The organism is Falsiroseomonas sp. CW058 (assembly GCF_050563535.1).
Taxonomy (GTDB): domain Bacteria; phylum Pseudomonadota; class Alphaproteobacteria; order Acetobacterales; family Acetobacteraceae; genus Falsiroseomonas.
The window spans coordinates 1-23,261 of the sequence record NZ_JBNXUO010000023.1 but is presented as its reverse complement, the minus strand read 5'-3'; the positions used below and the strand labels follow the sequence as shown (position 1 = coordinate 23,261).

The window sequence follows — 23,261 nt, the reverse complement described above, 5'->3', positions numbered from 1 at the left end:
GCACGCGGCGGGCTCCGTTCTGGCGGCGCTTGATGCCCCGCCGGGCGGCCGCGGGGCAAGCGCGGGACGGGGCATGGCTGCCCCGCCCCGCGCCCCCCCTTCGTGGGCGGGACCCTGGCGACTGATCCGCGAAGGCGGAATCGCCGGAGCGGTGGATCAGCCGCTTGGACAAGCAGCTAGACCGTGAAGTACTTCGCCCGCGGATGGTGCAGCACGATGGCGCTCGTCGACTGCTCGGGGTGCAGCTGCCACTCGTCGCTGATCGAGACCCCGATGCGCTCCGCCCCCAGCAGCCGCAGCAGCGGCACCTGGTCCTCCAGCCGCGGGCAGGCGGGGTAGCCGAAGGAATAGCGGCCGCCGCGGTAGCCCTGGCTCAGCATCTTCTCGATGTCGCGCTCGTCATCCGCGGCATAGCCGAGTTCGGCGCGGATGCGCTTGTGGACGTATTCCGCCATCGCCTCGGCCATCTCCACCGAAAGGCCGTGCAGGTAGAGGTAGTCCTGGTAGCGGTTCTCCTCGAACCATTCCCGCGCCATGTCGGACGCCTTCTGGCCGACGGTGACGACCTGCAGCCCGATGACGTCGCGCGCCTCCGGCCCGTCGGCGATGTCGCGGACGAAGTCGGCGATGCACTCGCCATCCTCCTTCGGCTGGCGCGGCAGGGTGAAGCGGCAGGCCTCGGTGGTGCCGTCCTGCTCGAACAGCACCAGGTCGTTGCCGACGCCGGCGCATTTCCAGTAGCCGTAGATCGCCTGCGGGCGGAGGATCCGCTGCTCCTCGCTCAGCGCCAGCATGCGCTTCAGCACCGGGCGCAGCTCCTGCTTCGCCCAGCCGAGGAAATCCTCCAGGCTGCGGCCCGCCTTCCGGAAGCCCCACTGGAATTGGTACAGGCTGCGTTCGTTGATGAAGGGCACCACCGCGCGCGGGTCGGCCTCCATCACGCGCGCGCCCCAGAAGGGCGGCACGGGCACCGGCTCGGCCGCCGTCTCGCGCCGGCGCCGGGCCTGGGCGTAGCCGGCATCGACGGGGGCGAAGCCGCGCGGGTCGGCGGTGCCGAGCACGCGCTTCTCGTTCCTCGACTTCCCCTTCCGCTTCGCCTGCAGCGCGGCGAGGTAGTCGTCGAAGCCGTTGCCCATCACCTTGTCCATCAGGTGCAGGCCGTCGAAGGCGTCCCGCGCATAGGCCACGCGGCCGCAGGCATAGGACTTCACGCAGTCGTCCTCGACGTAGTTGCGCGTCAGCGCCGCCCCGCCGAGCAGCACCGGCAGCTCGATTCCCTGGCGGGACATCTCCTCCAGGTTCTCGCGCATCACCACGGTGGACTTCACCAGCAGGCCGCTCATGCCGATGGCATGCGCCTTGTGCTGCTTCGCGGCGCTCACGATGTCGCCGAGCGGCACCTTGATGCCGAGGTTGACGACCTTGTAGCCGTTGTTGGTCAGGATGATGTCGACCAGGTTCTTGCCGATGTCGTGCACGTCGCCCTTCACCGTGCCGAGCACGATGATGCCCTTCTCCTGCCCCTCCACGCGCTCCATGTGGGGCTCGAGCCAGGCGACGGCGGCCTTCATCGTCTCGGCGGATTGCAGGACGAAGGGCAGCTGCATCTTGCCCGCGCCGAACAGCTCCCCCACCACCTTCATGCCGTCGAGAAGGACGTCGTTGATGATGGACAGCGGCGCGAGGCCCTTGGCCAGCGCATCGGCCAGCTCATCCTCCAGCCCCTTGCGGTCGCCGTCCACGATGCGGTCCTTCAGGCGCCCCTCCACCGTCTCGGCGCGCTTCTTCGCGGCCGCGTCGGCGGCCTTGCGGCCGGCGAACATCTCCAGCATCCGCTGCAGCGGGTCGTAGCCCTCGCGCCGGCGGTCGAAGATCAGGTCCTCCGCCACCTGCACCTCCTCGGGCGGGATCTGGTGCAGCGGCTTGATCTTGGAGACGTGGACGATGGCGCCCGTCATCCCCGCCTTCACGGCGTGGTCCAGGAAGACGCTGTTCAGGACGTGCCGCGCGGCCGGGTTCAGGCCGAAGCTGATGTTCGACAGGCCGAGGATGATCTGGATGTCCGGGAAGGCGTCGCGGATCATCCGGATGCCCTCCAGCGTCCAGAGGCCGAGCTTGCGGTCGTCCTCGTTGCCGGTCGCGATGGTGAAGGTCAGCGGGTCGATCATCAGGTCGGACTGCGGCAGGCCGTGCCGCGTGCAGGCGAAGTCCACCAGCCGCGCCGCGATGCGCAGCTTGTCCTCGGCGGTCTTTGCCATGCCGACCTCGTCGATGGTGAGTGCGATCACCGCCGCGCCGAACTTCCGCGCCAGCAGCATCCGGTCCCGCGCCGCCCCTTCCCCGTCCTCGAAGTTGATGGAATTGATGATGGGCTTGCCGCCATGCAGCTTCAGCGCGGCCTCGATCACCGGCGTCTCGGTGCTGTCGATGACGAGCGGGCTGTTCACGCTGGAGGTGAAGCGGCGGACCACCTCGTTCATCTCGCCCATCTCGTCGCGGCCGACGAAGGCGGTGCAGACGTCGAGGCTGTTCGACCCCTCCGCCACCTGTTCGCGCGCGATCGCCAGGCAGCCGTCCCAGTCATGCGCGGCCTGGCGTTCCCGCCACGCCTTCGACCCGTTGGCGTTGCAGCGTTCGCCGATCGAGAAGTAGCTGTTCTCCTGCCGCAGCGCCGTCTGGCTGTAGAGGCTGGCGACGGAGGGCATCCACACCACCTTCCGCGCCACCGGCGCCGGGCGGAAGCGCCCGCCATCCAGCCGCCGCAGCAGGCCGTCCAGCGCCTCGATATGCGGGGTGGAGGTGCCGCAGCAGCCGCCGATCAGGTTCAGCCCGTCCTCGCGGATGAAGCGCTCCATCCAGGTCGCGAGCTCGGCGGCGCCGAGCGGGTAATGGGTCTTCCCATCCACCAGCTCCGGCAGGCCGGCATTGGGCTGCACGCTCAGCAGGCCGGGCCAGTTGCGCGACAGCCAGCGGATGTGCTCCGCCATCTCCTGCGGGCCGGTCGCGCAGTTCAGCCCGATCAGCGGCACGTCGAGCGCCTGCACCACCGTGGTCGCGGCGGCGATGTCGGGGCCGACCAGCAGCGTGCCCGTGGTCTCGACCGTCACCTGCACGAAGACCGGGATGTCGGACCCCGCCTCGGCCTTCGCGATCTTCGCCGCGTTCACCGCGGCCTTGATGTAGAGCGTGTCCTGGTTCGTCTCGGTCAGGATCGCATCCGCCCCGCCCGCGATCAGCCCGCGGCACTGCACCACCAGCGCCGCTTCCAGCGCGTCGTAGCCGATGTTGCCGAGCGAGGGCAGCTTCGTCCCCGGCCCGATGTCGCCCACCACCCAGCGGTGGCGGCCATCGGCGAAGCTCTCCGCCGCCTCGCGCGCCAGCTCGACGGACAGCCTGTTGATCTCGAACGCCTTGTCCTCCAGCTCGAACTCGCCGAGCGTCACGGGGCTGCCGCCGAAGCTGTTGGTCAGCACCATGTCGGACCCCGCCGCGTAGTAGCTGCGGTGGATCTCCCGCACGATGTCTGGGCGGGAGAGGTTCAGCACCTCCGTGCAGTTCTCCTTGCCCCAGAAATCGCGCTCCACGTCGAGCGTCATCGCCTGCACGCGCGCGCCCATGCCGCCGTCGCAGAGCAGCACCTGGTCACGCAGCGCATCGAGGAGATGGGGGCGGGAGGTCATGGTCGTTGTCCTGGGGTCAGAGGGCGACGGCGGGGGAGGCAGGGGCGAAGCCCGGCACGCGATGCGCGGGCCAGAGCCGGACGGCGAGCGGGCCGGGCACGTCCACCGGCGCGCCCGGGGCGCATCCGGCCGCGCCCAGCCAGCCCGCGATGGCGGCATCGTCGAAGCCTGGCCAGCGATGGGCGTGCCGCTGCATCAGCTCGGCGCGGTCATGCGGCGCCAGGTCGGCGACCAGCAGCAGCCCTTCCGGATGCAGCACGCGCGCGGCTTCCGCGACCGCGGCGGCCGGGTCCTCGGCGTAGTGCAGCACCATCTGCAGCGTCACCACGTCGAAGGCGCCGTCGCCGAAGGGCAGGCGGTACATGTCGGCCTGCCGGACCGCGCAGCGATGTGCAAGGCCGCGTTCCGCGATCCGCGCACGGGCCAGGGCCAGCATGTCGCGGCTTGCATCGACGCCGATGGCGCGCCCCGCCCGGTCCGCCACCAGCTCCAGCAGCCGCCCCGTGCCGGTGCCGATGTCGAGCAGCGCGCCCACGCGCGGCGGCATCGCGGCCAGCAGCGCCTGTTCGGTGTCGGCCGCGGCGAGGCCGAGGGCCCGCATCTCGTCCCAATCCATGCCGTGGCTGCGGAAGGCCTCGCTCGCATGCCGCGCGCGTTCGGCGGCGAGCCGCGCGGCGGCGCGCCGGTCGGCCGAGAGGCGCGGGTCCTCCTCCGGCAGGCGGGCCAGCAGCAGGCGCGCGAGCTCGGCGCCGGCGGGCAGCTGGAAATAGGCGTTCGACCCTTCGGGGATGCGCTCCAGCAGCCCGGCCTCGACCAGCAGCTTGAGGTGGCGCGACAGCCGCGGCTGGGACTGGCCCAGCACGTCGCAGAGATCGCTCACGCAGAGCGGCTGCCGCGCGCAGAGCGCCAGCAGGCGAAGCCGCGTCGGCTCCGCCGCGGCGCGGAGCTGCATGAGCAGACGGTCCATGGGCACCCCTTCAGGCGCTTGCAAATGACATAAACATATCCTTATGTCCAGCGCATGGCATGGTCGATCGACGCCCGTATCCCCCTTGTGACCGTGGCCGACGAAGCCGCGCTGCGCGCCGCCCTGGCGGGCGGCAGGCCGGCCGCCGTGCTGGCGGAGGCGCCGCCTCCGGACCGGCCGGCGGGCGCGGTGGCGCTCGTCAGCTTCGACCTCAGCGGCCCGTCCCACCTGCCGGCGTGCAGCTGCTGCGCCGGCCGCGGCCCGGCCGCGACCGCGCTCGACCGCCTGTTCCAGGCGCGGGTGCGCGGCGACTGCGGCTGGTTCGACCGCGTGGTGGCGCTGGCGGAGACGGAGGCGGCGCGGGCGGAGGTGGCGGCGGCGCTGCGGGACGACCCGGTGACGGCGGCGCGCTTCCGCGCCGGGTGACGCGCCGCAGGGTTAGGAGAAGAGGACCTCCGCGCCGCCCAGCGCGCCGAGCGAGGCGCGCAGCCGCCCCTCGGCAGCGGCGGGCGGGGTCAGCCCCGCGACGACCAGCAGCGCCCCGGCGGGCAGCCCGCCCCAGGCGCGCGCGGCGCGCCCCGCCTCGGCCAGCGCGGCGGCGATGTCCATCTCCTGCCCGCGACGCCGGCCTTCCTTGAGGCCCAGCGCGATCCGGAGCGGGCCGGGGGGCAGCGCCTTCCCCTTCCCTGCCACCACAAGGCCGAGCCGCCCGAGATCGGCGGTCAGCGCGACGGCATCGGCCGGCGCCTCGGTGAAGCGCGTGGCGGCGATGTCGATGGCGGGATGCAGGCGGGCGAAGGCCGGCGGTGCGTCGTCCCCCGGCTCCAGCGGTGCCGCCAGTACGCCGACCACGGCCGCCGTCGCGACGGGATGGCGGATCGAGCGCAGCGCGACCGCGGCGCCAGAGGGGACCAGCCGCCCCTCGACCATCGGGCCCGCCAGGACGGTGCCGTCCTCCCGCCGCAGCAGGCGCAGCCCGCATGGTGCGATGCCGAGCGCGTCGAGCACCGCGGCCGAGACCTCCTCGGCCTGCGGCAGGTCGCGCGGGGCGATCTCCTCCGGCAGGGCGGCGAGCGGATTGCCCGTCTCGACCGCCTCGGCCAGCCAGCGCGCCGCCGTCTCCGGGCTCCAGCCCCCCATCAGTTCAGCGGCGGGAGGCTGAGTTCCTCCTGCTCCTGGAAGCCGCCGGCCGGCGGCGCATCCAGCATCGTCGGAGAGCCGGGCGCGACCGGGGCGCTGCTGTAGAGCGTCTCCGGCAGCCAGGTGACCAGGCCGGGGAAGATGTAGACCATGCTCATGCAGAACACGACGATGTAGATGAAGGGCATGCAGCCCTTGAAGATGTCCTCCAGCCGGACATGCGGCGGCGCCACGCCCTTCAGGTAGAAGGCGGCCATCGCGACGGGCGGGCTGAGGAAGCTGGTCTGCAGGTTCAGCGCCACCAGGATGCCGAAGAACAGCGGGCTGATTCCGAAATCGTCCAGCAGCGGCAGGAAGATCGGCACGAAGATCACGATGATCTCGGTCCACTCCAGCGGCCAGCCCAGGATGAAGATGATGACCTGCGCCAGCAGCATGAAGGTGAAGCTGTTCAGCGGCAGCGACTTGACGAATTCCTCCACCACCGACTGCCCGCCGAGATAGCCGAAGACGGAGGAGAAGATGTAGCTGCCCACGAACAGCCAGCACACCATCGCGCTGGTCCGCGCCGTCAGGAACACGCTTTCCTTCAGCTTCTGCCAGGTGAAGGCGCGGTAGGCGATGGCGAGGATGATGGAGCCGAGCGAGCCCATCGCCGCCGCCTCGGACGGCGTCGCCAATCCCATGATGATGGAGCCGAGCACCGAGGCGATCAGCAGCGCCAGCGGGAAGAAGGACGTCAGCAGCGCCCAGATGATCGTCAGCGCCGGCACGTTACGTTCCTCCGGCGGCAGGCGCGGGGCCATCTCCGGCCGGAAGATGCCGACGCCGACGGCGTAGAGGATGTAGAGCAGCGCCAGCGACACGCCGGGGATGAAGGCCGCGGCGTAGAGCTGCACGACCGAGACGCCCGCCGTCGCGCCATAGAGGATCAGCATGATCGAGGGCGGGATGAGGATGCCGAGGCAGCCACCCGCGCAGGTGACGCCCGCGGCGAGCTTCGGGTCGTAGCCCGCGCGCAGCATCGCCGGAAAGGCGAGCAGCCCCATCAGCGTGACCACCGCGCCGACGATGCCGGTTGCGGTGGCGAACAGCGCGCAGGTCGCCAGCGTCGCGACCGCGAGCGATCCCGGCAGCCCGCCGGACGCCAACTGCAAGGACCGGAACAGCCGGTCGAGGATGTTCGCCCGCTCGATGATATAGCCCATGAACACGAAGAGCGGGACGGAGATCAGAACGTCGTTCGCCATCACCGCGTAGGTGCGCTGCACCAGCAGGTCGAAGACGCGTTCCTGCATGCCGAGATAGCCGAAGAACAGGCCCATCGCCATCAGCGTGAAGGCGATCGGGAAGCCCAGCATGATGAAGAACAGGAACAGCAGGAGCTGCGTGAGCCCGAGCGCGGCGTCAGACATTCTTCTTGCCCCCGATCGCCGGATGCGCGCATCGGCGCGGCCGGCCATGCGCCGCGGCGCCGGCGCGGCGCCCCCCGCAGGCGTTGCGGGCCGGCCATGCCGGCGGTGTGCCCTTGGTCATCGCGCGCCCCGCGTCAGGAATGGTCGCGGGCGTGCGGGTTCGGATCGCGCGAGACGCGGTCCTCGACCGCATGCGCGGCCTCGATCACCGCGGCTTCCCCGCCGCGCGCCATCTCGGCGGCCAGCGCCTCGGCCCCCTTCGCCTCGGCCGCGGCGAGGATCTGCTTCTCCAGCTCCTCCACGTCGGACAGGCGCTGCGGCCAGGCGCCGCTGCGGATGCACTGCACGCAGCGCACCACCTCCACCAGCCCCTGCAGCAGCAGCAGCACGCCGACGGCCGGGATCAGGCCCTTGAAGGGCCAGATGATCGGCCCGGTCGGGCTGACGCTGCTGCGCTCGTTCTGCATCCAGGACTGTTCGAAGAAGTGGTAGCCCTGGACCATGAAGGCGACGATCGCGGGGAAGAAGAACAGGATGTAAAGCGTCAGGTCGAACTTGGCCTGCAGCGCCGGCGCGAAGTTGCGGTACAGGAAGTCGCCGCGCACATGGCCGTTGCGGCTCAGCGCATAGGCGCCGGCCAGCATGAACAGCGTGCCGTACAGCATGTAGGAGGTGTCGTAGGCCCAGTCCGTCGGCGCGCGGAAGAAGCGCCGCATCGTGACGTCGTAGGCGATGACGAAGGTGAGCGCGAGGATCGTCCACGCCCCCGCCTGCCCCACGAAGGTGGACAGCCGGTCGATGCCGAGCAGCGCGCGCTGCACCGCGGGCCGGTTGGCGAAGATGATTCCCACCAGGATCGCCGCCGCCACCACGGCGATCAGCAGGAAGACGGTGCCCCGGTCGGTCATGCGGCAGTGTCCCCGACGATGAGGGGCCGATCCGTCGCCGGACCGGCCCCCGTTCCCGCGCCCGCGCCCGGCGTCAGCCGCGCGCGAAGAAGTGGTTGTAGGAGATGACCGCGCTCGCCTCGTAGCGGAGGTAGAAGCCGCCCACCCGGCGGCACCACTCGCGCTGGCTGTCGCAGATCTTCTTGAACAGCGGTCCGTTGGCGGGGGCGGAGTTGTCCGCCTCCAGCCGCTGGATCACGCGGTCCCAGGCCTGGAGCTGCGCGTCCAGCACGGGGCGCGGCGTCGGGCGCACGTTCACGCCGCCCTGGGCGAGGGCGACGAGGTCGCGGGAATAACGGTCCTGCTGCTTCCACGACATGTCGGCCGAAGCCGCTTCCGCGCCGTGCCGCAGGATGGCCTGCAGCTCGGCCGGCAGGCCTTCGTAGCGCTGGCGGTTGAACAGGATCTCGAAGCACTCCACGCGCTGATGGAAGCTCTGGATCATGTAGTTGCGGGCGACGTCGGCGAAGCCCAGGACCCGGTCCGAGGACGGGTTGTTGAATTCCGCCCCGTCGATCACCCCGCGCTCCAGCGCCGGCACGATCTCGCCGCCCGGCAGCGCGACCACGGCGGCGCCCATCTCGTTGAACAGGTCCGTCGCCAAGCCCACGGTGCGGTAGCGCAGGCCGCGGATCTGGTCGGCGCGCTCGATCGGGTTCTTGAACCAGCCGAGCGGCTGCGTCGGCATCGGGCCGGTCATGAAGCCCACCGCGTTCATGCGCAGCACGTCGTGCATCAGCTCGCGGTACAGCGCCTCGCCGCCGCCGTAGTAGAACCAGCCGATCATGTGGTTCGCGTCGTTGAACCAGGGCGGCGTGGTGCCGAACAGGCTGAACGACTTGTTCTTGCCGAACCAGTAGGCGGACACGCCATGGCCACCGTCGAGGGTGCCGGCATGGACGGCGTCGAGGAGCTGGAAGGCGCCCACCACCGCGCCCGCCGCCAGCAGTTCGAGCCGAAGGCGCCCGCCGGCCATGCGGTTCACGCGCTCGACATAGTCCTGGGCGAATTCATGGAAGATGTCGCGCTGCGGCCAGGTAGACTGGAAGCGCAGCGTCGTCGTCTGGGCGCGGCTGACATTGGGGGTGGCCAGCACGGCAGTGCCCGCGGCACCGATGGCCGCGGCCTTCAGCAGGCCACGGCGGGCCGGAGCCGGGACGGTGGTCTCGGTCATTCGTTTCCTCCAGACGAGGCCGCCGGCGTTGGCCGCAGGGCGGCAGGTGGTCCTGCCGCCTCATTACGTAGGCTTCGAACCATACGCAATGCCCGGACTAAATTTTGTATAGCCCTATTTTGTAACGAAGGCCTTTTCGACCACGTAGGTGCCGGGGCTGCTGTTCGATCCCTCGGTGAAACCGCGCGCCTCGAGCAGCGCGCGCACATCCGCGTTCATCGCCTCCGACCCGCAGAGCATCGCGCGGTCCCTCTCCGGCGAGAGCGGGGGCAGGCCGAGATCGGCGGTGAGGCTGCCCGATTCGATCATCGTCGTGATCCGCGACTGCCGGGCGAAGGGCTCCCGCGTCACCGAAGGCAGGTAGGTCAGGCGGTCCCGCACCAGCTCGCCCAGCAGCTCATGCGCAGGCAGGTCCTTCGAGATCAGCTCGCGATAGGCAAGCTCGGCCGCCTGCCGCACGGTGTGGACCAGCACGACGCGGTCGAAGCGGTCATAGGTCCCGGGCTCCCGCAGCAGCGACATGAAGGGGGCCAGGCCCGTGCCGGTCGCGAAGAACCAGAGCACACCCCCGGGCGCGAGGTTGTCCGTCACCAGCGTGCCGGTCGCCTTGCGGCCGATCAGCACGCGGTCCCCCGGCACGATGTGCTGCAGCCGCGACGTCAGCGGCCCGTCCTGCACCTTGATGGACAGGAATTCCAGGTGATCCTCCCAGGGGGGGCTCACCATGGAATAGGCGCGCACCAGCGGCTTGCCGCCCACCATCAGCCCGATCATCGCGAACTGGCCTGCGGTGAAGCGGAAATGCGGGTCCCGCGTGCAGGTGAAGGAGAACAGCCGGTCGGTCCAGTGATGGACGGTCCGCACCGTCTCCAGGAAGAAGCCGGGCGGGGCGACGACGGGCGCGGCGAGATCGGAGGCGTCGGTGCTCATGGCGGTGCTAGATGCCCTTGGCGGCGCCATGCTGCAACGCGAAAGCGCGCCCGGCCTTGCGATGGCGCAACCGGGCGGACCGCGCCATGCTGGCGCGCAACCCGGACGCACGCGATGACCGAACCCCCGATTGGCCCCGAGCTGGACGCCACCCCCCGCCCCCTGCCCGCCCGCATCCCCCATCGCGGCCAGTCGGTCACGCTCGAGCCGCTCGCGGTCCGCCATGCGGCGGAGCTGTGGAGCGCGGCGCAGGCCGACCCGGCGGGCCATGGCTGGGCCTATCTGGGCTATGGTCCTTTCGCGGACGAGGCCGCGATGCGCCGCCACGTCGCGGCCTTCGCCACCCAGCACGACCCGATGGCCTGGGCGGTGCGGCCGCATGCCAGCGGCGTCGCCTCCGGCTGGCTGACGCTGATGGAGATCCAGCCCGCCAATGCCGCGATCGAGATCGGCCATATCTGGTTCTCGCCCCGCCTGCAGCGGACCCGCGCCGCGACGGAGGCGATGTTCCTCCTCATGCGGCACGCGATGGACGACCTCGGCTACCGGCGCCTGGTCTGGAAGTGCAACGCGCTGAATGCGCCGTCCCGGCGCGCCGCCGCCCGGCTCGGCTTCGTGGCCGAGGGGGTGCTGCGCGCGCATCTGGTGGTGAAGGGCCGGCGCCGCGACACGGCCTTCTACTCCATCCTCGACAGCGAATGGCCGGCGCGGCGGGACGCGATCGCCGCCTGGCTGGACGACGCCAACTGGGACCATGCCGGCCGGCCGCGCCGGTCGCTTTCCGTGCTGACCGCGGGGCTCGGCGCGGACGCATAATCCGGTCGATTCCGGCACGGACATGGCGTAGGCTTCATCCGCCGGCAAGCGGAGGATCATCACATGCCCGGTCTGGAATTGACGGCGGAATTCAGCGAGGTCGTGGCCTGGGGCCTGATCGCGGGTGCCCTGGTCTATGCGAAGCTCGTCGCGGTGCGCGGCATGCCGTCCGGCGCCGCGGTGGCGCTCGGCACGCTCGCGGCCCTGGTGACCAAGGCGGCGCTGCTTCCCTGGACCTGACGCCGTCCGGCTGACGCAGGACCGCTATCGGCCATTCCGCGCCTTCCCGCGCGCGCGGAAGGGCATGGCTGCCATCGTCCGCCGGCAGGCAGCCTGCCGCATCCCCGCCACGCCGCTGTTGCGTTCGGCGCGATCCTGTCCCATTTTATTCTACTTTCGCGATGGTTGGGGGATGGGGCCATGCCGCGCGTGATCGAGGATCGGGTCGGCGCCTTCGTGCCAGGCCCGCGGGTGGACATCCCCGGCGCGGCGGAAGGCCCGCTCGCCGGCATCGACTTCGCGGTGAAGGACCTGTTCGACGTGGCCGGCGCCACCACCGGCTACGGCAACCCCGACTGGGCCCGCACCCATGCCCCCGCCGCCGCCACCGCCCCGGTGGTGCTCGCGCTGCTGCAGGCCGGTGCAAGGCTGCGCGGCAAGACGAAGACGGTCGAACTCGCCTATGGCCTGACCGGGGAGAATGTCTGGTACGGCACCCCCACCAACCCCGCCGCGCCGGACCGCTTCCCCGGCGGGTCCTCCTGCGGGTCGGCCGCGGCGGTCGCGGCGGGGCTGGTGGATGTCGCGCTCGGCAGCGATACCGGCGGCTCCGTCCGCATCCCGGCCAGCTATTGCGGCATCTTCGGCATCCGTCCCTCCTGGGGCGCGGTGAACCTGACAGGCGCCTGCCCGCTCGGCCCCTCCTTCGACACCTGCGGCTGGTTCGCGCCCACCGCTTCCCTGCTGCGGCGGGTGGGCGAGGTGCTGCTGCCGCATGGCGGGGAAGGCGCGCTCGGCCCGCTGCTGAAGGTGCAGGAAGCCTGGGTGAACGCCGTGCCCCAGACCGCCGCCGCCCTGGTGCCCGCCCTGGCGGGGGCGGAGAAGGTGCTCGGCCCCGCCCTGGCCGTCCATGTCGCGCCGGAAGGGCTCGACGAACTGTTCGAGCATTTCCGCCATGCCCAGGCCGAGGAGGCCTGGGCCAGCCTCGGCTCCTGGATCGAGGCGATGCGCCCGGCGCTCGGCCCCGGCGTGCAGGAACGCTTCGCCGCCGCGAAGGCCACCGACCCCGCCCGCGCCGCCGCCGCGCGGCGCTTCCGCGAGGTGTTCCGCGGCCGCATCCGGGCGCTGCTGGCCGGCGGCGCCGTGCTCGCCTACCCCACCTCCCCCGTGCCGGCGCCGAAGCTCGACATCGGGCTCGAGGTGCAGCAGGCGGTGCGGGAACGCTCGATGGGCGTCACCGCGATCAGCGGCTTGGCCGGGCTGTGCGAGGTGACGCTGCCGGCGGCCAGGGTGGACGGCGCGCCGGTGGGCCTCTCGCTTGCCGCGGCGCCGGGGCGCGACCGCGCCCTGCTTGCCCTGGCCGAGCGCGTGGCGACCGCGCTGAAACTGCCGGCCTGACGCGGCGCGGACCACGCTGACCGCGCGCAACGGGCAGGCTATAAGCAGCGCCATGCAGATCCGCGACGCCACCGCCGCCGACCTCCCGGCCATGACCGCCATCTACGCCCACCACGTCGCCACCGGCACGGGCACCTTCGAGGAGGAGGCACCCGACGAGGCCGAGATGACATCGCGGCTGGCCAAGGTGCAGGGCGCGGGCTGGGCCTGGCTGGTGGCGGAGGCGCCGGATGGCACCGTGCTCGGCTATGCCTACTTCACCCAGATACGCGACCGCTCCGCCTATCGCTTCTCGGCCGAGGATTCGATCTATGTCCGCGACGACGTGCGCGGACAGGGCGTCGGCAAGGCGCTGGTCGAGGCGCTGCTGGCACGGGCGGAGGCCTGCGGCTTCCGGCAGATCTTCGCCGTCATCGGCGATTCCGAGAATGCGGGCTCCATCGGCCTGCACGCCTCGCTCGGCTTCCGGCAGGTGGGCGTGCTGCGCTCCGCCGGGATGAAGTTCGGCCGGTGGCTCGACGTGGTCTACATGCAGCACTCGATCGGCGCCGGCGACCGCACCCTGCCAGACTGAGGCGATCGGTCGTCGCGGGTGGACGGTCCGTCAGCCGCGCAGGAGGCCCGCCACCAGCGCGATCGCCCAGAAGGTCACCGCCACCGCGCCGATCCGCTCGGCGTGCCAGACCAGGCGGCGGCGCATGGCTTCCGAAAGCAGGCGCTGCGCCTCGGGGCGCGGCAGGCGGCCCGCGAAATCCGGGCGGAAGGAGGACAACTCGGCCCAGGCTTCGCTTCGGCGGTGGTCGCGGTGCGGCGCGCGCCAGGCGGCGACCAGCAGCACCACCGCGGTCAGCCCTAGCATGTCCGCCCCGACCCGCAGCGCCAGCACCAGGTCGAAGGACAGGGCCAGCATCACCGTGCCGATCGCCAGGCCCGCAAAGCCCAGTCCGCGGCGGATGCAGTGGTCGACCACGGCGTCGATCACGTCCATCGGGCAACTTCCCTCGACACGCTCCGGCCGCAGTCTGGACAGGCGACCGGACGATTGCCAGCCCACATGGGGCGATCCCTGCTAAAGGCCCGAGGGGCGCGCGGGTTGCGGCCCGGTCACGCAGCCTGCAGCCGCGCCACCATGGCGCCGAGCGTGGTGGCGGCAAGGCGATGCTGCATCGCCTGCTCCGCCTCGTCGAGCACGCCGCGCAACAAGCCGAGCACATCCGCCGATTCCACCCCCTGGACCCCGCGATGCGCGGGCAGCAGCGGCGTGCCGGGCCGGCGCATCGCCTCCCAAACCTCCGCCAGGGTGATGGCATCGGCCGGCCGCGCGAGTTCGGCGCCGCCGGGGCCGCGGCGGATGCGGATGAGGCCCGCCCGCGCCAGTTGCCCCGCAAGGCGGCGGATCACGACGGGATTGGTGCCGATGCTCTCCGCCAATCGTCCGCTGGTGGATTGGCCGGCCGGTTCCCGGGCGAGGAGCAGCAGGATGTGGATGGCAACTGCGAAGCGGGTGGCGACCATGATGTTCCAAACACGCGCCGGGTTGGCGCCGGTTCCTCAAGTTCCTTTCCCAAGCGCCGCGCCTTGGCAAGTTTCCGCGGGCGCGGTCCCGCCATGCAGGGGCGGGGCTTGACGGCAAACTGAACGGATGGCGAACATCGGGTATGTCGTATGCCAATGCCGCCGCCGAGGTCCTTGATGGGGCAGCCGCACCCGTCGCCGAAGACCGCCCGGCAGCGGAACGCACGGCCGCGGTCTGCCGGGCCGCCACGCGGTTCTGCGCGCTCCGTGGCTGGGCACCTGTGGTGGAGATGCCGCTGCCCAACGGGCGCCGCGCCGACATCCTCGCCCTGCTGCCCGATGGTGGCTTCGTGGTGGTGGAGGTGAAGTCCTGCGCCCGGGATTTCCTGACCGACGGCAAGTGGCCGGAATACCGCGACTATTGCGACCGCCTGTTCTTCGCCGTGGACCTCGACTTCCCCCGCCACCTCCTGCCGGAGGAGGTGGGGCTGGTGGTGGCCGATGGGCCGGATGCGGTGATGCTGCGCGATGCGCCCGCACATCCCCTGGCCCCCGCACGGCGCCGGGCGCTGCTGCACCGCTATGCCGTCACCGCCGCGGGCCGGCTGGCCGCGCTGCAGGACCCCGCGGGACGTGCCGAGAGGCGCGCCGCCCTTCGCGTCGAGTAGCAGCGGCCCTACCCCGCCCGCCAGCGCCGTTCCACCAGCGCCCCCTGGAACTGCCGGATGCCGGCTTCCCAGCCCCAGGCGATTGCCGCCGGGCGGTCCACGCCCGCCAGCACGATCCGCCCCGCCCGATCTTCCGCGCCCAGCACCCGCGCCAGCGCCGGCGGAACCGCCACCGGCAGGTCGGGCGACCAGCGCAGCCGGATCAGGTCGAGCCCGAGCCGCTCGGGCGGCAGCACGTCCAGCGCCGCCGGGGCCGCGTCGTCGAGGGCGAGGCGGTAGCCCCGCCCGCGCGCGGCATCGCGTGCCGCGCGGAAGCCGGCGGGATCGGCCAGGATGTCGGCAGGGCGGAAGCCGATGGTCACCTCCTGCCGGCGCCCCGCCGGCAGCGCCGCGTCGAAGCGCCGGAAGGCGGCGCCGGTGACGAGGGCGGGCGACAGCGCGACCCCTGCCGGCTTCCAGCCGAGCTGCGCGGCCGGCCGGGCCAGTTCCGCCAGCAGCCGCGCCTCCGCCACGCGCGCCAGCCGCGCCGGCAGGCCTGGCGCGGGGCCGAGCGCCACGCCCGGCAGCACCGCGGCCGACAGGGCCGGCCAGTCGATCCGCAGGTCCCGCCACAGCAGGTCCGGCGCCGCGCCCTCCGGGTCCAGCCGGCAGACCGCGTGCCGGGTGGTCACCGGCTCCAGGTCTGCCTGCGCCAGGTCGCGTTCGGCCACCGCGAGCGCCGCCGAGGACAACGCCCGCCCCGGCCCCGCCGGTGCCGCGCGTTCGGGCGCGAGCCCGAGGCTGTCGGCCGCGGCCGAGAGAAGCTGGGCCGCCGCCTCCGGCAGGCGCAGCCGCCGCAGGCCGGCATCCCCGCTGAGGTCGAGGGTGCGGCGCAGGGCCTCGGCCGCCGCTTCCAGCGCCGGGGCGGGCGGTGCCGCGATGGCCACCACGTCGCCGTTCGGCAGGTCGAAGACGCGGGTGCGGGCGGCGGCGAGCGCGGGCTCCAGCGCGTCGCGCAGCAGCCGCTGGTGGTGCGGCCGGCGGAGATCGGCGCCGAGTCCCGCAAGCCGCAGGTGCAGCACGTCCCGTGCCGCATTCGCCGCCACGCTCTCCCGCACCAGGGCGGCGAGTTCGGCGGCCGCGCGGGCACCGCCGGGGCGGCGGTCCTCGGCGGGGTCGGGCCGGGTCATGGCGGCGTCTCCGACTCGATCTGGACGATGCCCTGCCGCCGCGCCCAGTCCCGCGCCTCGGTCCCATCCGCGCCGGCGAGCACCAGCCGCGCGGGATCGACCCCCGCCAGCGCCCGCCGCGGCCCGTCCGCGGCCAGGGCGGGCGACCAGGCGAGGCGGAGCAGGTCCATCGGCAGTGCCGCGGGCTCCACCAGCGTCAGCGCCTCGGCGTCCAGCCCTTCCATCTCCAGGCTGCATCCCGCGGCGGCGAGGGCGGCGCGGCGTGCGGCGAGCGTCACCGGGTCCGCGGCGGCGGCGAGCGGCACGGTGACCACCAAGCCCTGCGGCAGGGCGGCACCCGATTCGGCCGGCAGCTTCAGGTGCAGCCGCCGCACCGGCCCGGCGCCGAGCAGCGCCTGCCGCAGCCGCGCCTCGGCCAGCGCCGCGAGCAGCCGCGCCTCCATCCGGCGCTGCGCGTGGTCGAGCAGGTCCGCATCCGCGCCGTACGTGCCGAGCAGTCCCGCCAGCACGTCCCGCGCCACGTCGAGCCGCAGGAAGCCCGGCACGGCCCCGCCCTGCGCGTCCAGCCGCCAGCCCCGCCGCCGGCGCGCCACCAGCAGCGGGTCCAGCGCGTCGAGCCAGGGATCGAGCGCGGCGAGGTTCGCGGGCGGCGCCGGCGTGGCGGGCGCCAGCGGGGGCGCCGGCCAGGGCGTGAGGACGGCGCCGCCCAGCAGGCGGTCCAGCAGGTCCCGCAGGCGCCCCGCGCGGCCTGCCTCGGCGCCCACCAGGCACACTTCCCCGGCCGCCTCCTCGACATGGCCGCCCGCGCCGCGCGCCGCCTCGGCCAGCAGCGCATGGGCGACGCGGCGGCGCTCCGGCGTGGCGGCGGCCAGGCGAAGGGTCGCCCTGGGGGCCGGCGTGGCGAATCCTTCGCGCATGTGTCTCCGCCCGCGCGGAGGTGAGGACGACGCGACTCCGGCGGCAGGGTAGGGTCGCGCGATCATGCTTGCGGAATCGTTAGGACCCGGCTGGCTGCCGGACGGGGTGCGGATCTATGCGGTGGGCGACAGCCATGGCTGCGCCGAACGGCTGGAGGAGCTGCATGCCCGCATCGCCGACGACATGGAGGACCGGCCGGTGGACCAGGCCCTGCTCGTCCATCTCGGCGACTATGTCGATCGCGGCCCGGATAGCGCCGGCGTGCTCGCCCGGCTGCGGGACAGCCCGGTGCCGGGCGTCGCCACCATCAACCTCGTCGGCAACCACGAACAGATGATGCTGGCCGCCCTCGCCCCCCGCGCGAGCCAGGAGGTGGTGGGCTTCTGGCTCGACAATGGCGGGGGCGCCACGCTGGAGAGCTACGGCGCCGACCCGCGCGACCGCCGGGGCTGGGCGGCGGCGGTGCCGGCGGGCGACCTCGCCCTGCTGCGCGCGCTGCGGCCGAGCTTCGGGATGGGCGGCTACTTCTTCGCCCATGCCGGGGTGCGGCCGGACGTGCCGCTCGACCGGCAGGACGTGATGGACCTGGCCTGGATCCGCGAACCCTTCCTGTCCTGGCGCGGCCGGCTGCCCGCGGTGGTGGTGCATGGCCACACCCCGGCCGAGGGACCGGAGGTGCTGCCCCACCGGATCGGCATCGACACCGGCGCGGTGTTCGGCGGCGCGCTGACCTGCGCCGTGCTGGAGGGCGAGATGCTCGGGTTCCTTTTCGCGTGACGCGGCAGCCCCGCATGGCGGCATTCGGCATGCACGCGCCTTGCGCCCCCCGACGGGGTTGGGCTAGGGCGTGACCATGCAAGGCCCAGCGCCCGCCGACCGCCCCCTTCCGGAGATTCCCGTCGGCGACCTGACCGAGGCGGTGAAGCAGCTCCGCCGCGCCTCCGTCCTCGTCGTCGGCGATGCCATGCTGGACCGCTACGTCTATGGCCGGGTGCAGCGTGTCAGCCCGGAAGCCCCCGTCCCCGTCGTCGCCGTCCAGCGGGAGGTCGCGATGCCCGGCGGCGCGGGCAACGTGGTGCGCAACCTCACCGCGCTCGGCGCCGCCGTCGCCTTCGTCTCCGTGGTGGGCGACGACCAGGCGGGCAGCGACCTGACCGGGCTGATCGGCGGCCAGCCGAATGTGGAACCCTGGCTGCTGGTCCAGGGTGGCCGCGCCACCACCACCAAGACCCGCTTCATCGCCGCCGGCCAGCAATTGCTGCGCGCCGACCATGAAGTGGCGGCGCCGATCCACCCGCGCCTGGTGGACCGCATGGTCCGCATCGCCGCCGATGCCGTGGCCGCGACCACGGTCATGGTGCTGTCCGACTACCAGAAGGGCGTGCTGGCCGGCGACACCTGCCAGCGCCTGATCGCCGCCGCCCGCGTCGCCGGGCGCCGCGTGGTGGTGGACCCGAAGGGCACCGACTATGCCCGCTATGCCGGCGCCGACCTGGTCACGCCGAATCGCGCCGAACTCGCCCAGGCCACCGGCCTGCCGGTCGACACGGAGGAGGCGCTGGTCGCCGCCGCGGCAAGCCTGCGCGACGCGCACGGCTTCGGCGCCGTGCTGGTCACCCGCAGCGAGGACGGCATGACCCTGGTGGATGCCGAGGGCGCGCGCCACTTCCCGGCCGAGGCGCCGGAGGTCCATGACGTCTCCGGCGCGGGGGATACGGTGGTTGCCGTGGTGGCGGCCGGCCTCGCCGCCGGGCTGCCGGTGCCGACCGCCGCCCGGCTGTCGAACATCGCCGCCGGCATCGTGGTGGGCAAGGTCGGCACCGCCGTCGCGCGGGAAGGCGACCTGCTGGAGGCGCTGACCCCCGCCCGCGGCAGCGCGCGCAAGGTCGTCTCCCGCACCGGCGCGGTGGAACAGGTGGAACGCTGGCGGCGCCGCGGCTGGCGCGTCGGCTTCACCAATGGCTGCTTCGACCTGCTGCATCCCGGCCATGTCCACCTGCTGGCCCAGGCGCGCGGCTGGTGCGACCGGCTGGTGGTGGGCCTGAACGCCGACAGCTCCGTCCGCCGCCTGAAGGGCCCGGAACGCCCGATCCAGGACGAGGCGGCGCGCGCCGCGGTGCTCGCCTCCCTCACCACCGTCGATCTCGTGACGGTGTTCGAGGAGGACACGCCGGTCGAGCTCATCCGCCTGCTGCGGCCGGAGGTCCTGGTGAAGGGCGCCGACTACCGGGTGGACCAGGTGGTGGGCGGCGAGCTGGTGCAGGCCTGGGGCGGCCAGGTGAAGCTGGCGGAGCTCCTGCCGGGCCAGAGCACGACGGCCACCGTGGCGAAGCTGAAGGGGTAGCGTCCCGCCGCCGCGGAAACCCCCCCCGCCCCGCGCGTTGCGCGGGGCATGAGCCCTGCGCCCCCACCCTTCCTGTTCGCCACCGGCATCGAGAACTCGATCCCCCGCATCCAGGGCGGGCGCGTCCGCGTGGACGAGATGGAGCGCTGCCACCACTACGCGCGCTGGCGCGAGGATTTCGCCCTGGTGCAGGAGATCGGGCTGAACTTCCTGCGCTACGGCCCGCCGCTGCACACCACCCTGACCGGCGCCGGCCGCTTCGACTGGTCCTTCGCCGACGAGACCTTCGGCGAGCTCTACCGGCGCGACATCGTCCCGATCGTCGATCTCTGCCATTTCGGCGTGCCGGACTGGATCGGCGATTTCCAGAACCCGGACTTCCCGGCGATCTTCGCCGACTACGCCAGCGCCTTCGCGCAGCGCTTCCCCTGGGTGCAGCTCTACACGCCCGTGAACGAGATGTACATCTGCGCCCTGTTCTCCGCCCGCTACGGCTGGTGGAACGAGGAAGGCCGGACGGACCGCACCTTCGTCACCGCGCTGAAGCACATCGTCGCCGCCAACGTGCTGGCGATGCGCGCCATCCTGGCGGTGCGCCGGGACGCCATCTTCATCCAATCCGAGAGCAGCGAGTATTTCCACGCCGAAAGCCCCGCCGCCATCGCGCCTGCCGAGCACCGCAACCAGGAACGCTTCCTTTCGCTCGACCTCAACTACGGCCGGCGCGTGGACAGCGGGATGTACGAATACCTGCTCGACAACGGCATGACGCGGGAGGAGTACCATTTCTTCCTCGCGAATTCCCCCCTGAAGCGCCATTGCATCATGGGCAACGACTACTACTGGACGAACGAGCACCTGGTGATGCCGGATGGCGCGACGCGCGCGAGCGGGGAGGTCTTCGGCTATGCCGTGCTGACCCGCCAGTACCACGACCGCTACGGCCTGCCCGTGATGCACACCGAGACCAACATCCGCGACGACGGCGACGGCGCCGCCGAACGCTGGCTGTGGAAGCAGTGGGCCAACGTGCTGCGCGTGCGCAACGACGGCGTGCCGGTGATGGGCTTCACCTGGTATTCGCTGACCGACCAGGTGGACTGGGACACCGCGCTGCGGGAGGTGAACGGGCGCGTCGACCCGGTCGGGCTGTTCGACCTCGACCGCCGTATCCGGCCCGTCGGCCGCGCCTACAAGCGCCTGGTGGAGCAATGGCGGGACGTGCTGCCGACCCAGTCGCTCTGCCTGCAGGTGCCCGTCGTGATGCCCCAGCAATATGCGCATGAGGACCTGCCCGAAGCCTACTGGACGCAGCAGGCGCGGCGGCGCAGGTCGGGCTGATCCCCTCGCCAGCCGGGCGCGGCCGCAGTAAGGGGGCGGGGTGAGCACCACGACACGCCTCTTCCTCGTCCGCCACGCGCTGGTCGAGCCCTCCGCCCGCATGACGATGTACGGCACGATGGATGTCGGGCTGTGCGAACTGGCCCTGGCGCAGGAGGCCGCGTCCTATCGCTGGCTGGCGCATCGCCTGCCGCAGCCGGCGCGCTGGTTCGTCACCCCCCTGTCGCGCACCCGCTTCACCGCCGCCGCCATCTTCGCCGCCGGCTACCCGGAGGCGGAACTGACGGTGGAGCCCCGCCTGATCGAGCAGGACCTCGGCGAATGGCAGGGCCTTCCGCACGACGCCTTCGCCGGGCGTCTGGTCCACAAGCCGCATCCCTTCTGGTCCATCGCCAGCCAGGAACGCCCGCCGGGCGGAGAGAGCTTCGCCGATGTCGTGGCCCGCGTCGGGCCGGAGGTGGAGCGGCTGGTGGAGGAGCACCGGGGCGGAGACGTGGTGATCGTCGCCCATGGCGGCTCCATCCGCGCCGCCATCGCGCATGCCATGGGGATCGAGCCGGGGGCGGCGCTGTCCTTCTCCGTCAAGAACCTGTCGCTGAGCCGGCTGGAGAAGCAGGGCGAGGACTGGCGCGTGGCCGCGGTGAACGAGGAACCCTTCACCCTTCCCGCCTGACCGGCGGCAGGCCGCCACAGCAAGACCACGGCACCGCCGCGCCTCGGCCTTGGACACCCGAGTCGCGACCCTGTAGAGTCAGCCGCGACAACGATTTGCCGGAGGCGGCTGATGTTCCGTGCGATGATCCTGGCCGTGGCCCTCCTGGCCTCCCTGCCCGCCGCGGCGCAGCAGGAGCAGCAGGCGCTGGTGGATCGCGCCACGCTGGCGGTGCAGGAACTGATGACCACCGGCGACGGGGTGCAGGACGCGCAGGCCTATCTGCGCCGGGCGCGTGCCGTCATGGTCTGCCCCCGCGTCTTCCGCGCCGGCTTCATCCTGGGCGGCGAGGGCGGGAGCTGCCTGCTGGTCGGGCGCGACGGCGCGGGCAGCTGGTCCTCCCCGGCCTTCTACACGCTGGGCTCGGGCAGCTTCGGGCTGCAGATCGGCATCCAGGACGCGATGGTGATGATGATGATCATGACCGACCGCGGCCTGCAGGCGGTGATGGACAGCCAGTTCAAGGTGGGCGCAGATGCGGCGCTGTCGCTTGCGACCATCGGCGGCAGCGTGCAGGGCGCCACCACCGCGGCGGCGGGCGCCGACATCATCGCCATCGCGCGCGCCCGCGGGCTGTTCGCCGGCATCTCGCTGCAGGGCTCGATCCTGTCCTACGAGCCCCGCTCGGCGCAGGCCTATTACGGGCGGGAATATTCGGCGCGGCAGGTCGTGGTCGCGATGGAGGCCCACAATCCCGGCAGCGACCCGCTGCGGGCGATGCTGCTGCGCTTCGGCAGCGCCAACTGATCCGATCGGTCGAATGCTTCGACCGATCGCATGCGTTTGCTGTGCCCCCAGACGCCGGGCGCCGGCATCCGCCGGCTGGGCTGCGCGCCACTTGGTGCGGCGGCCGTTCGGCCGCTCGACCCACCCGTGGGCCGCATGGGTCGGTGCATGATGCCGGGCGTATGATCCGGCGGGGAGGGATGCTGCGAAGCCGCCCTGGCCGTTGGCGTTGTAACCCTCCTGAGACCTGCTGAGGCAGGTGGGCGCCGGTTCACCGGACCACGGTCCGGCAAGAGCCAGCTCCCGGAGGATGCACATTGGCCCCGGGGGTTCGCGTTGCCTGACGCGCCGGGCAGCCTCGCCCGGATGATTTAGGTGCGGTCGAGCGTCTGGGCAATGCCCTCGATGCGGTCCGCGATGCGTGCCAGTCGGTCCGCGACGCGGGGGTCCGCGGCGGGCGGCGGCACCGGCTGGCCGGCGCGGGCCTGGGCCAGCGCCACCTTCAGGTCATGCACCTCGTCGGCCAGCAGCAGCGCGCCGAGCAGCAGCAGCCGCGCCTCGTTGAACTGGCCGCCGCCCATCGCCTTGATGGAGGAGACGCGCTTGTCCACCTCGCCGGCAAGGGCGACCAGGTGCGCCTCCTGCCCATCCTCGCAGGAGACAGGGTGGCTGTAGCCGCCGACGCGGACCGTCACCTGACCCATCAGTGTTCCTCTCCGAGTGCCGCGCGCAGGCGGGCGATGGTCTCGTCCAGCCGGTCGGCGATGGCCTGCACCTGGGCGCGGGGAACACCCTCGCCCGCCACCGCCATGGCGCGGGGGCGGGCAGCCGCCTGGGCCAGCCGTTCCACCGCGGCCTCCAGCCGTGCCAGCGCCCGACCGGTGGGATCGCCCCCCGCAGAATCTCCGCGTGCGCCAGACACGTCCGCCCCGCTGCCCCCGAAAAAAGCCCCCCTGCCGGGCGGGCTGCGGCGCGGCGGCATTCGCAGCCGGTTGCCGCAGCCGTGGCCGGCATGCTGGAACGCTTCTCATGCGCGGCGCGGCGGGTCAACGGTGAGCAGGGGCGGCTTGCCTCCGGCGGTGGTGGTGGTGGGCGCGGCGGATGCCGCGGCCGCGCTCGCGCTTGCCGCCGCGCGGCCGCTGCTGCTGCTGAGCGCGCCCGGCGCGGCGGGGTTCCTGGGCG

At 72.5% G+C, this 23,261-nt stretch carries 24 protein-coding genes and 1 other RNA gene; 11 read left to right on the top strand and 14 right to left on the bottom strand.

Annotation, left to right across the window (positions count from 1 at the left end):
• Positions 1-176: 176 nt before the first annotated feature.
• Complete coding sequence (gene metH, locus ACK8OX_RS17605) at positions 177-3,680, bottom strand: methionine synthase (protein ID WP_430665533.1); 3,504 nt, start codon at positions 3,678-3,680, stop codon at positions 177-179.
• 16 nt (positions 3,681-3,696) lie between these two features.
• Positions 3,697-4,647 carry an ArsR/SmtB family transcription factor gene (locus ACK8OX_RS17600; RefSeq protein ID WP_430665532.1) on the bottom strand — a complete coding sequence of 317 codons (951 nt, stop codon included), beginning with the start codon at positions 4,645-4,647 and terminating at the stop codon, positions 3,697-3,699.
• A gap of 93 nt (positions 4,648-4,740) precedes the next feature.
• Between ACK8OX_RS17600 and ACK8OX_RS17595 the strand changes: the two genes are divergently transcribed.
• On the top strand, positions 4,741-5,073 hold the full coding sequence (locus ACK8OX_RS17595) for a hypothetical protein (RefSeq protein WP_430665531.1): 333 nt from the start codon (positions 4,741-4,743) through the stop codon (positions 5,071-5,073).
• A gap of 12 nt (positions 5,074-5,085) precedes the next feature.
• On the opposite strand, the gene ACK8OX_RS17590 is transcribed toward ACK8OX_RS17595, so the two are convergent.
• From ACK8OX_RS17590 to ACK8OX_RS17570, 5 genes are all read right to left on the bottom strand, one after another.
• Complete coding sequence (locus ACK8OX_RS17590; RefSeq protein WP_430665530.1) at positions 5,086-5,787, bottom strand: hypothetical protein; 702 nt, start codon at positions 5,785-5,787, stop codon at positions 5,086-5,088.
• Positions 5,787-7,202 carry a TRAP transporter large permease gene (locus ACK8OX_RS17585; RefSeq protein WP_430665529.1) on the bottom strand — a complete coding sequence of 472 codons (1,416 nt, stop codon included), beginning with the start codon at positions 7,200-7,202 and terminating at the stop codon, positions 5,787-5,789. The genes ACK8OX_RS17590 and ACK8OX_RS17585 overlap by 1 nt, the downstream gene beginning before the upstream one ends.
• 134 nt (positions 7,203-7,336) lie before the next feature.
• Complete coding sequence (locus tag ACK8OX_RS17580; protein ID WP_430665528.1) at positions 7,337-8,110, bottom strand: TRAP transporter small permease subunit; 774 nt, start codon at positions 8,108-8,110, stop codon at positions 7,337-7,339.
• A 73-nt stretch (positions 8,111-8,183) separates the two neighbouring features.
• Positions 8,184-9,323, bottom strand: coding sequence for a TRAP transporter substrate-binding protein (locus ACK8OX_RS17575; RefSeq protein ID WP_430665527.1), 1,140 nt, complete (start codon positions 9,321-9,323; stop codon positions 8,184-8,186).
• A gap of 114 nt (positions 9,324-9,437) precedes the next feature.
• The gene (locus ACK8OX_RS17570) at positions 9,438-10,253 is read right to left on the bottom strand and encodes a ferredoxin--NADP reductase (RefSeq protein ID WP_430665526.1); all 816 of its coding nucleotides are present in this window, start codon (positions 10,251-10,253) and stop codon (positions 9,438-9,440) included.
• A 114-nt stretch (positions 10,254-10,367) separates the two neighbouring features.
• Here ACK8OX_RS17570 and ACK8OX_RS17565 point away from each other — a divergent pair, with 114 nt between their 5' ends.
• The 4 genes from ACK8OX_RS17565 (at position 10,368) to ACK8OX_RS17550 (ending at position 13,260) form a co-directional block, all read left to right on the top strand.
• The gene (locus ACK8OX_RS17565) at positions 10,368-11,069 is read left to right on the top strand and encodes a GNAT family N-acetyltransferase (protein ID WP_430665525.1); all 702 of its coding nucleotides are present in this window, start codon (positions 10,368-10,370) and stop codon (positions 11,067-11,069) included.
• A 63-nt stretch (positions 11,070-11,132) separates the two neighbouring features.
• Positions 11,133-11,309: a hypothetical protein gene (locus tag ACK8OX_RS17560; RefSeq protein WP_430665524.1), complete on the top strand. Its 177-nt coding sequence runs from the start codon at positions 11,133-11,135 to the stop codon at positions 11,307-11,309.
• A 180-nt stretch (positions 11,310-11,489) separates the two neighbouring features.
• Positions 11,490-12,686 (top strand): amidase, encoded by a 1,197-nt coding sequence (locus tag ACK8OX_RS17555; RefSeq protein WP_430665523.1) that lies wholly within the window; start codon positions 11,490-11,492, stop codon positions 12,684-12,686.
• A 52-nt stretch (positions 12,687-12,738) separates the two neighbouring features.
• Complete coding sequence (locus ACK8OX_RS17550; RefSeq protein WP_430665522.1) at positions 12,739-13,260, top strand: N-acetyltransferase family protein; 522 nt, start codon at positions 12,739-12,741, stop codon at positions 13,258-13,260.
• A gap of 30 nt (positions 13,261-13,290) precedes the next feature.
• Here the strand turns inward: ACK8OX_RS17550 and ACK8OX_RS17545 are convergent, their stop codons facing one another.
• Both ACK8OX_RS17545 and ACK8OX_RS17540 read right to left on the bottom strand, forming a co-directional pair.
• Entirely contained in the window at positions 13,291-13,674 is a 384-nt protein-coding gene (locus ACK8OX_RS17545) for a hypothetical protein (protein WP_430665521.1), read from the bottom strand.
• Positions 13,675-13,790: 116 nt separating this feature from the next.
• Positions 13,791-14,201, bottom strand: coding sequence for an Rrf2 family transcriptional regulator (locus ACK8OX_RS17540; RefSeq protein ID WP_430665520.1), 411 nt, complete (start codon positions 14,199-14,201; stop codon positions 13,791-13,793).
• Between the two features lie 143 nt (positions 14,202-14,344).
• Here ACK8OX_RS17540 and ACK8OX_RS17535 point away from each other — a divergent pair, with 143 nt between their 5' ends.
• Positions 14,345-14,869, top strand: a complete 525-nt coding sequence (locus ACK8OX_RS17535; RefSeq protein WP_430665519.1) for an MmcB family DNA repair protein — start codon at positions 14,345-14,347, stop codon at positions 14,867-14,869.
• Positions 14,870-14,877: 8 nt separating this feature from the next.
• Here ACK8OX_RS17535 and ACK8OX_RS17530 read toward each other — a convergent pair whose 3' ends face one another.
• Positions 14,878-16,038 (bottom strand): hypothetical protein, encoded by a 1,161-nt coding sequence (locus ACK8OX_RS17530; protein ID WP_430665518.1) that lies wholly within the window; start codon positions 16,036-16,038, stop codon positions 14,878-14,880.
• Positions 16,035-16,955: a hypothetical protein gene (locus ACK8OX_RS17525; RefSeq protein ID WP_430665517.1), complete on the bottom strand. Its 921-nt coding sequence runs from the start codon at positions 16,953-16,955 to the stop codon at positions 16,035-16,037. Before ACK8OX_RS17525 ends, ACK8OX_RS17530 begins: the two co-directional genes overlap by 4 nt.
• A gap of 64 nt (positions 16,956-17,019) precedes the next feature.
• Here ACK8OX_RS17525 and ACK8OX_RS17520 point away from each other — a divergent pair, with 64 nt between their 5' ends.
• The 5 genes from ACK8OX_RS17520 (at position 17,020) to ACK8OX_RS17500 (ending at position 22,100) form a co-directional block, all read left to right on the top strand.
• The gene (locus ACK8OX_RS17520) at positions 17,020-17,733 is read left to right on the top strand and encodes a metallophosphoesterase (protein ID WP_430665516.1); all 714 of its coding nucleotides are present in this window, start codon (positions 17,020-17,022) and stop codon (positions 17,731-17,733) included.
• Positions 17,734-17,809: 76 nt separating this feature from the next.
• On the top strand, positions 17,810-19,300 hold the full coding sequence (gene rfaE1 / locus ACK8OX_RS17515; protein ID WP_430665515.1) for a D-glycero-beta-D-manno-heptose-7-phosphate kinase: 1,491 nt from the start codon (positions 17,810-17,812) through the stop codon (positions 19,298-19,300).
• Between the two features lie 48 nt (positions 19,301-19,348).
• Positions 19,349-20,641 (top strand): family 1 glycosylhydrolase, encoded by a 1,293-nt coding sequence (locus ACK8OX_RS17510; protein ID WP_430665514.1) that lies wholly within the window; start codon positions 19,349-19,351, stop codon positions 20,639-20,641.
• Between the two features lie 40 nt (positions 20,642-20,681).
• Positions 20,682-21,314: a histidine phosphatase family protein gene (locus tag ACK8OX_RS17505; protein WP_430665513.1), complete on the top strand. Its 633-nt coding sequence runs from the start codon at positions 20,682-20,684 to the stop codon at positions 21,312-21,314.
• A 111-nt stretch (positions 21,315-21,425) separates the two neighbouring features.
• Complete coding sequence (locus ACK8OX_RS17500; protein WP_430665512.1) at positions 21,426-22,100, top strand: lipid-binding SYLF domain-containing protein; 675 nt, start codon at positions 21,426-21,428, stop codon at positions 22,098-22,100.
• A 183-nt stretch (positions 22,101-22,283) separates the two neighbouring features.
• Here ACK8OX_RS17500 and ssrS read toward each other — a convergent pair.
• From ssrS to ACK8OX_RS17485, 3 genes are all read right to left on the bottom strand, one after another.
• Positions 22,284-22,441: non-coding RNA, 6S RNA (gene ssrS, locus ACK8OX_RS17495), on the bottom strand.
• A gap of 9 nt (positions 22,442-22,450) precedes the next feature.
• Positions 22,451-22,783 carry a cell division protein ZapA gene (locus ACK8OX_RS17490; protein ID WP_430665511.1) on the bottom strand — a complete coding sequence of 111 codons (333 nt, stop codon included), beginning with the start codon at positions 22,781-22,783 and terminating at the stop codon, positions 22,451-22,453.
• Positions 22,783-22,929 (bottom strand): hypothetical protein, encoded by a 147-nt coding sequence (locus tag ACK8OX_RS17485; RefSeq protein ID WP_430665510.1) that lies wholly within the window; start codon positions 22,927-22,929, stop codon positions 22,783-22,785. Before ACK8OX_RS17485 ends, ACK8OX_RS17490 begins: the two co-directional genes overlap by 1 nt.
• Positions 22,930-23,261: the final 332 nt, after the last annotated feature.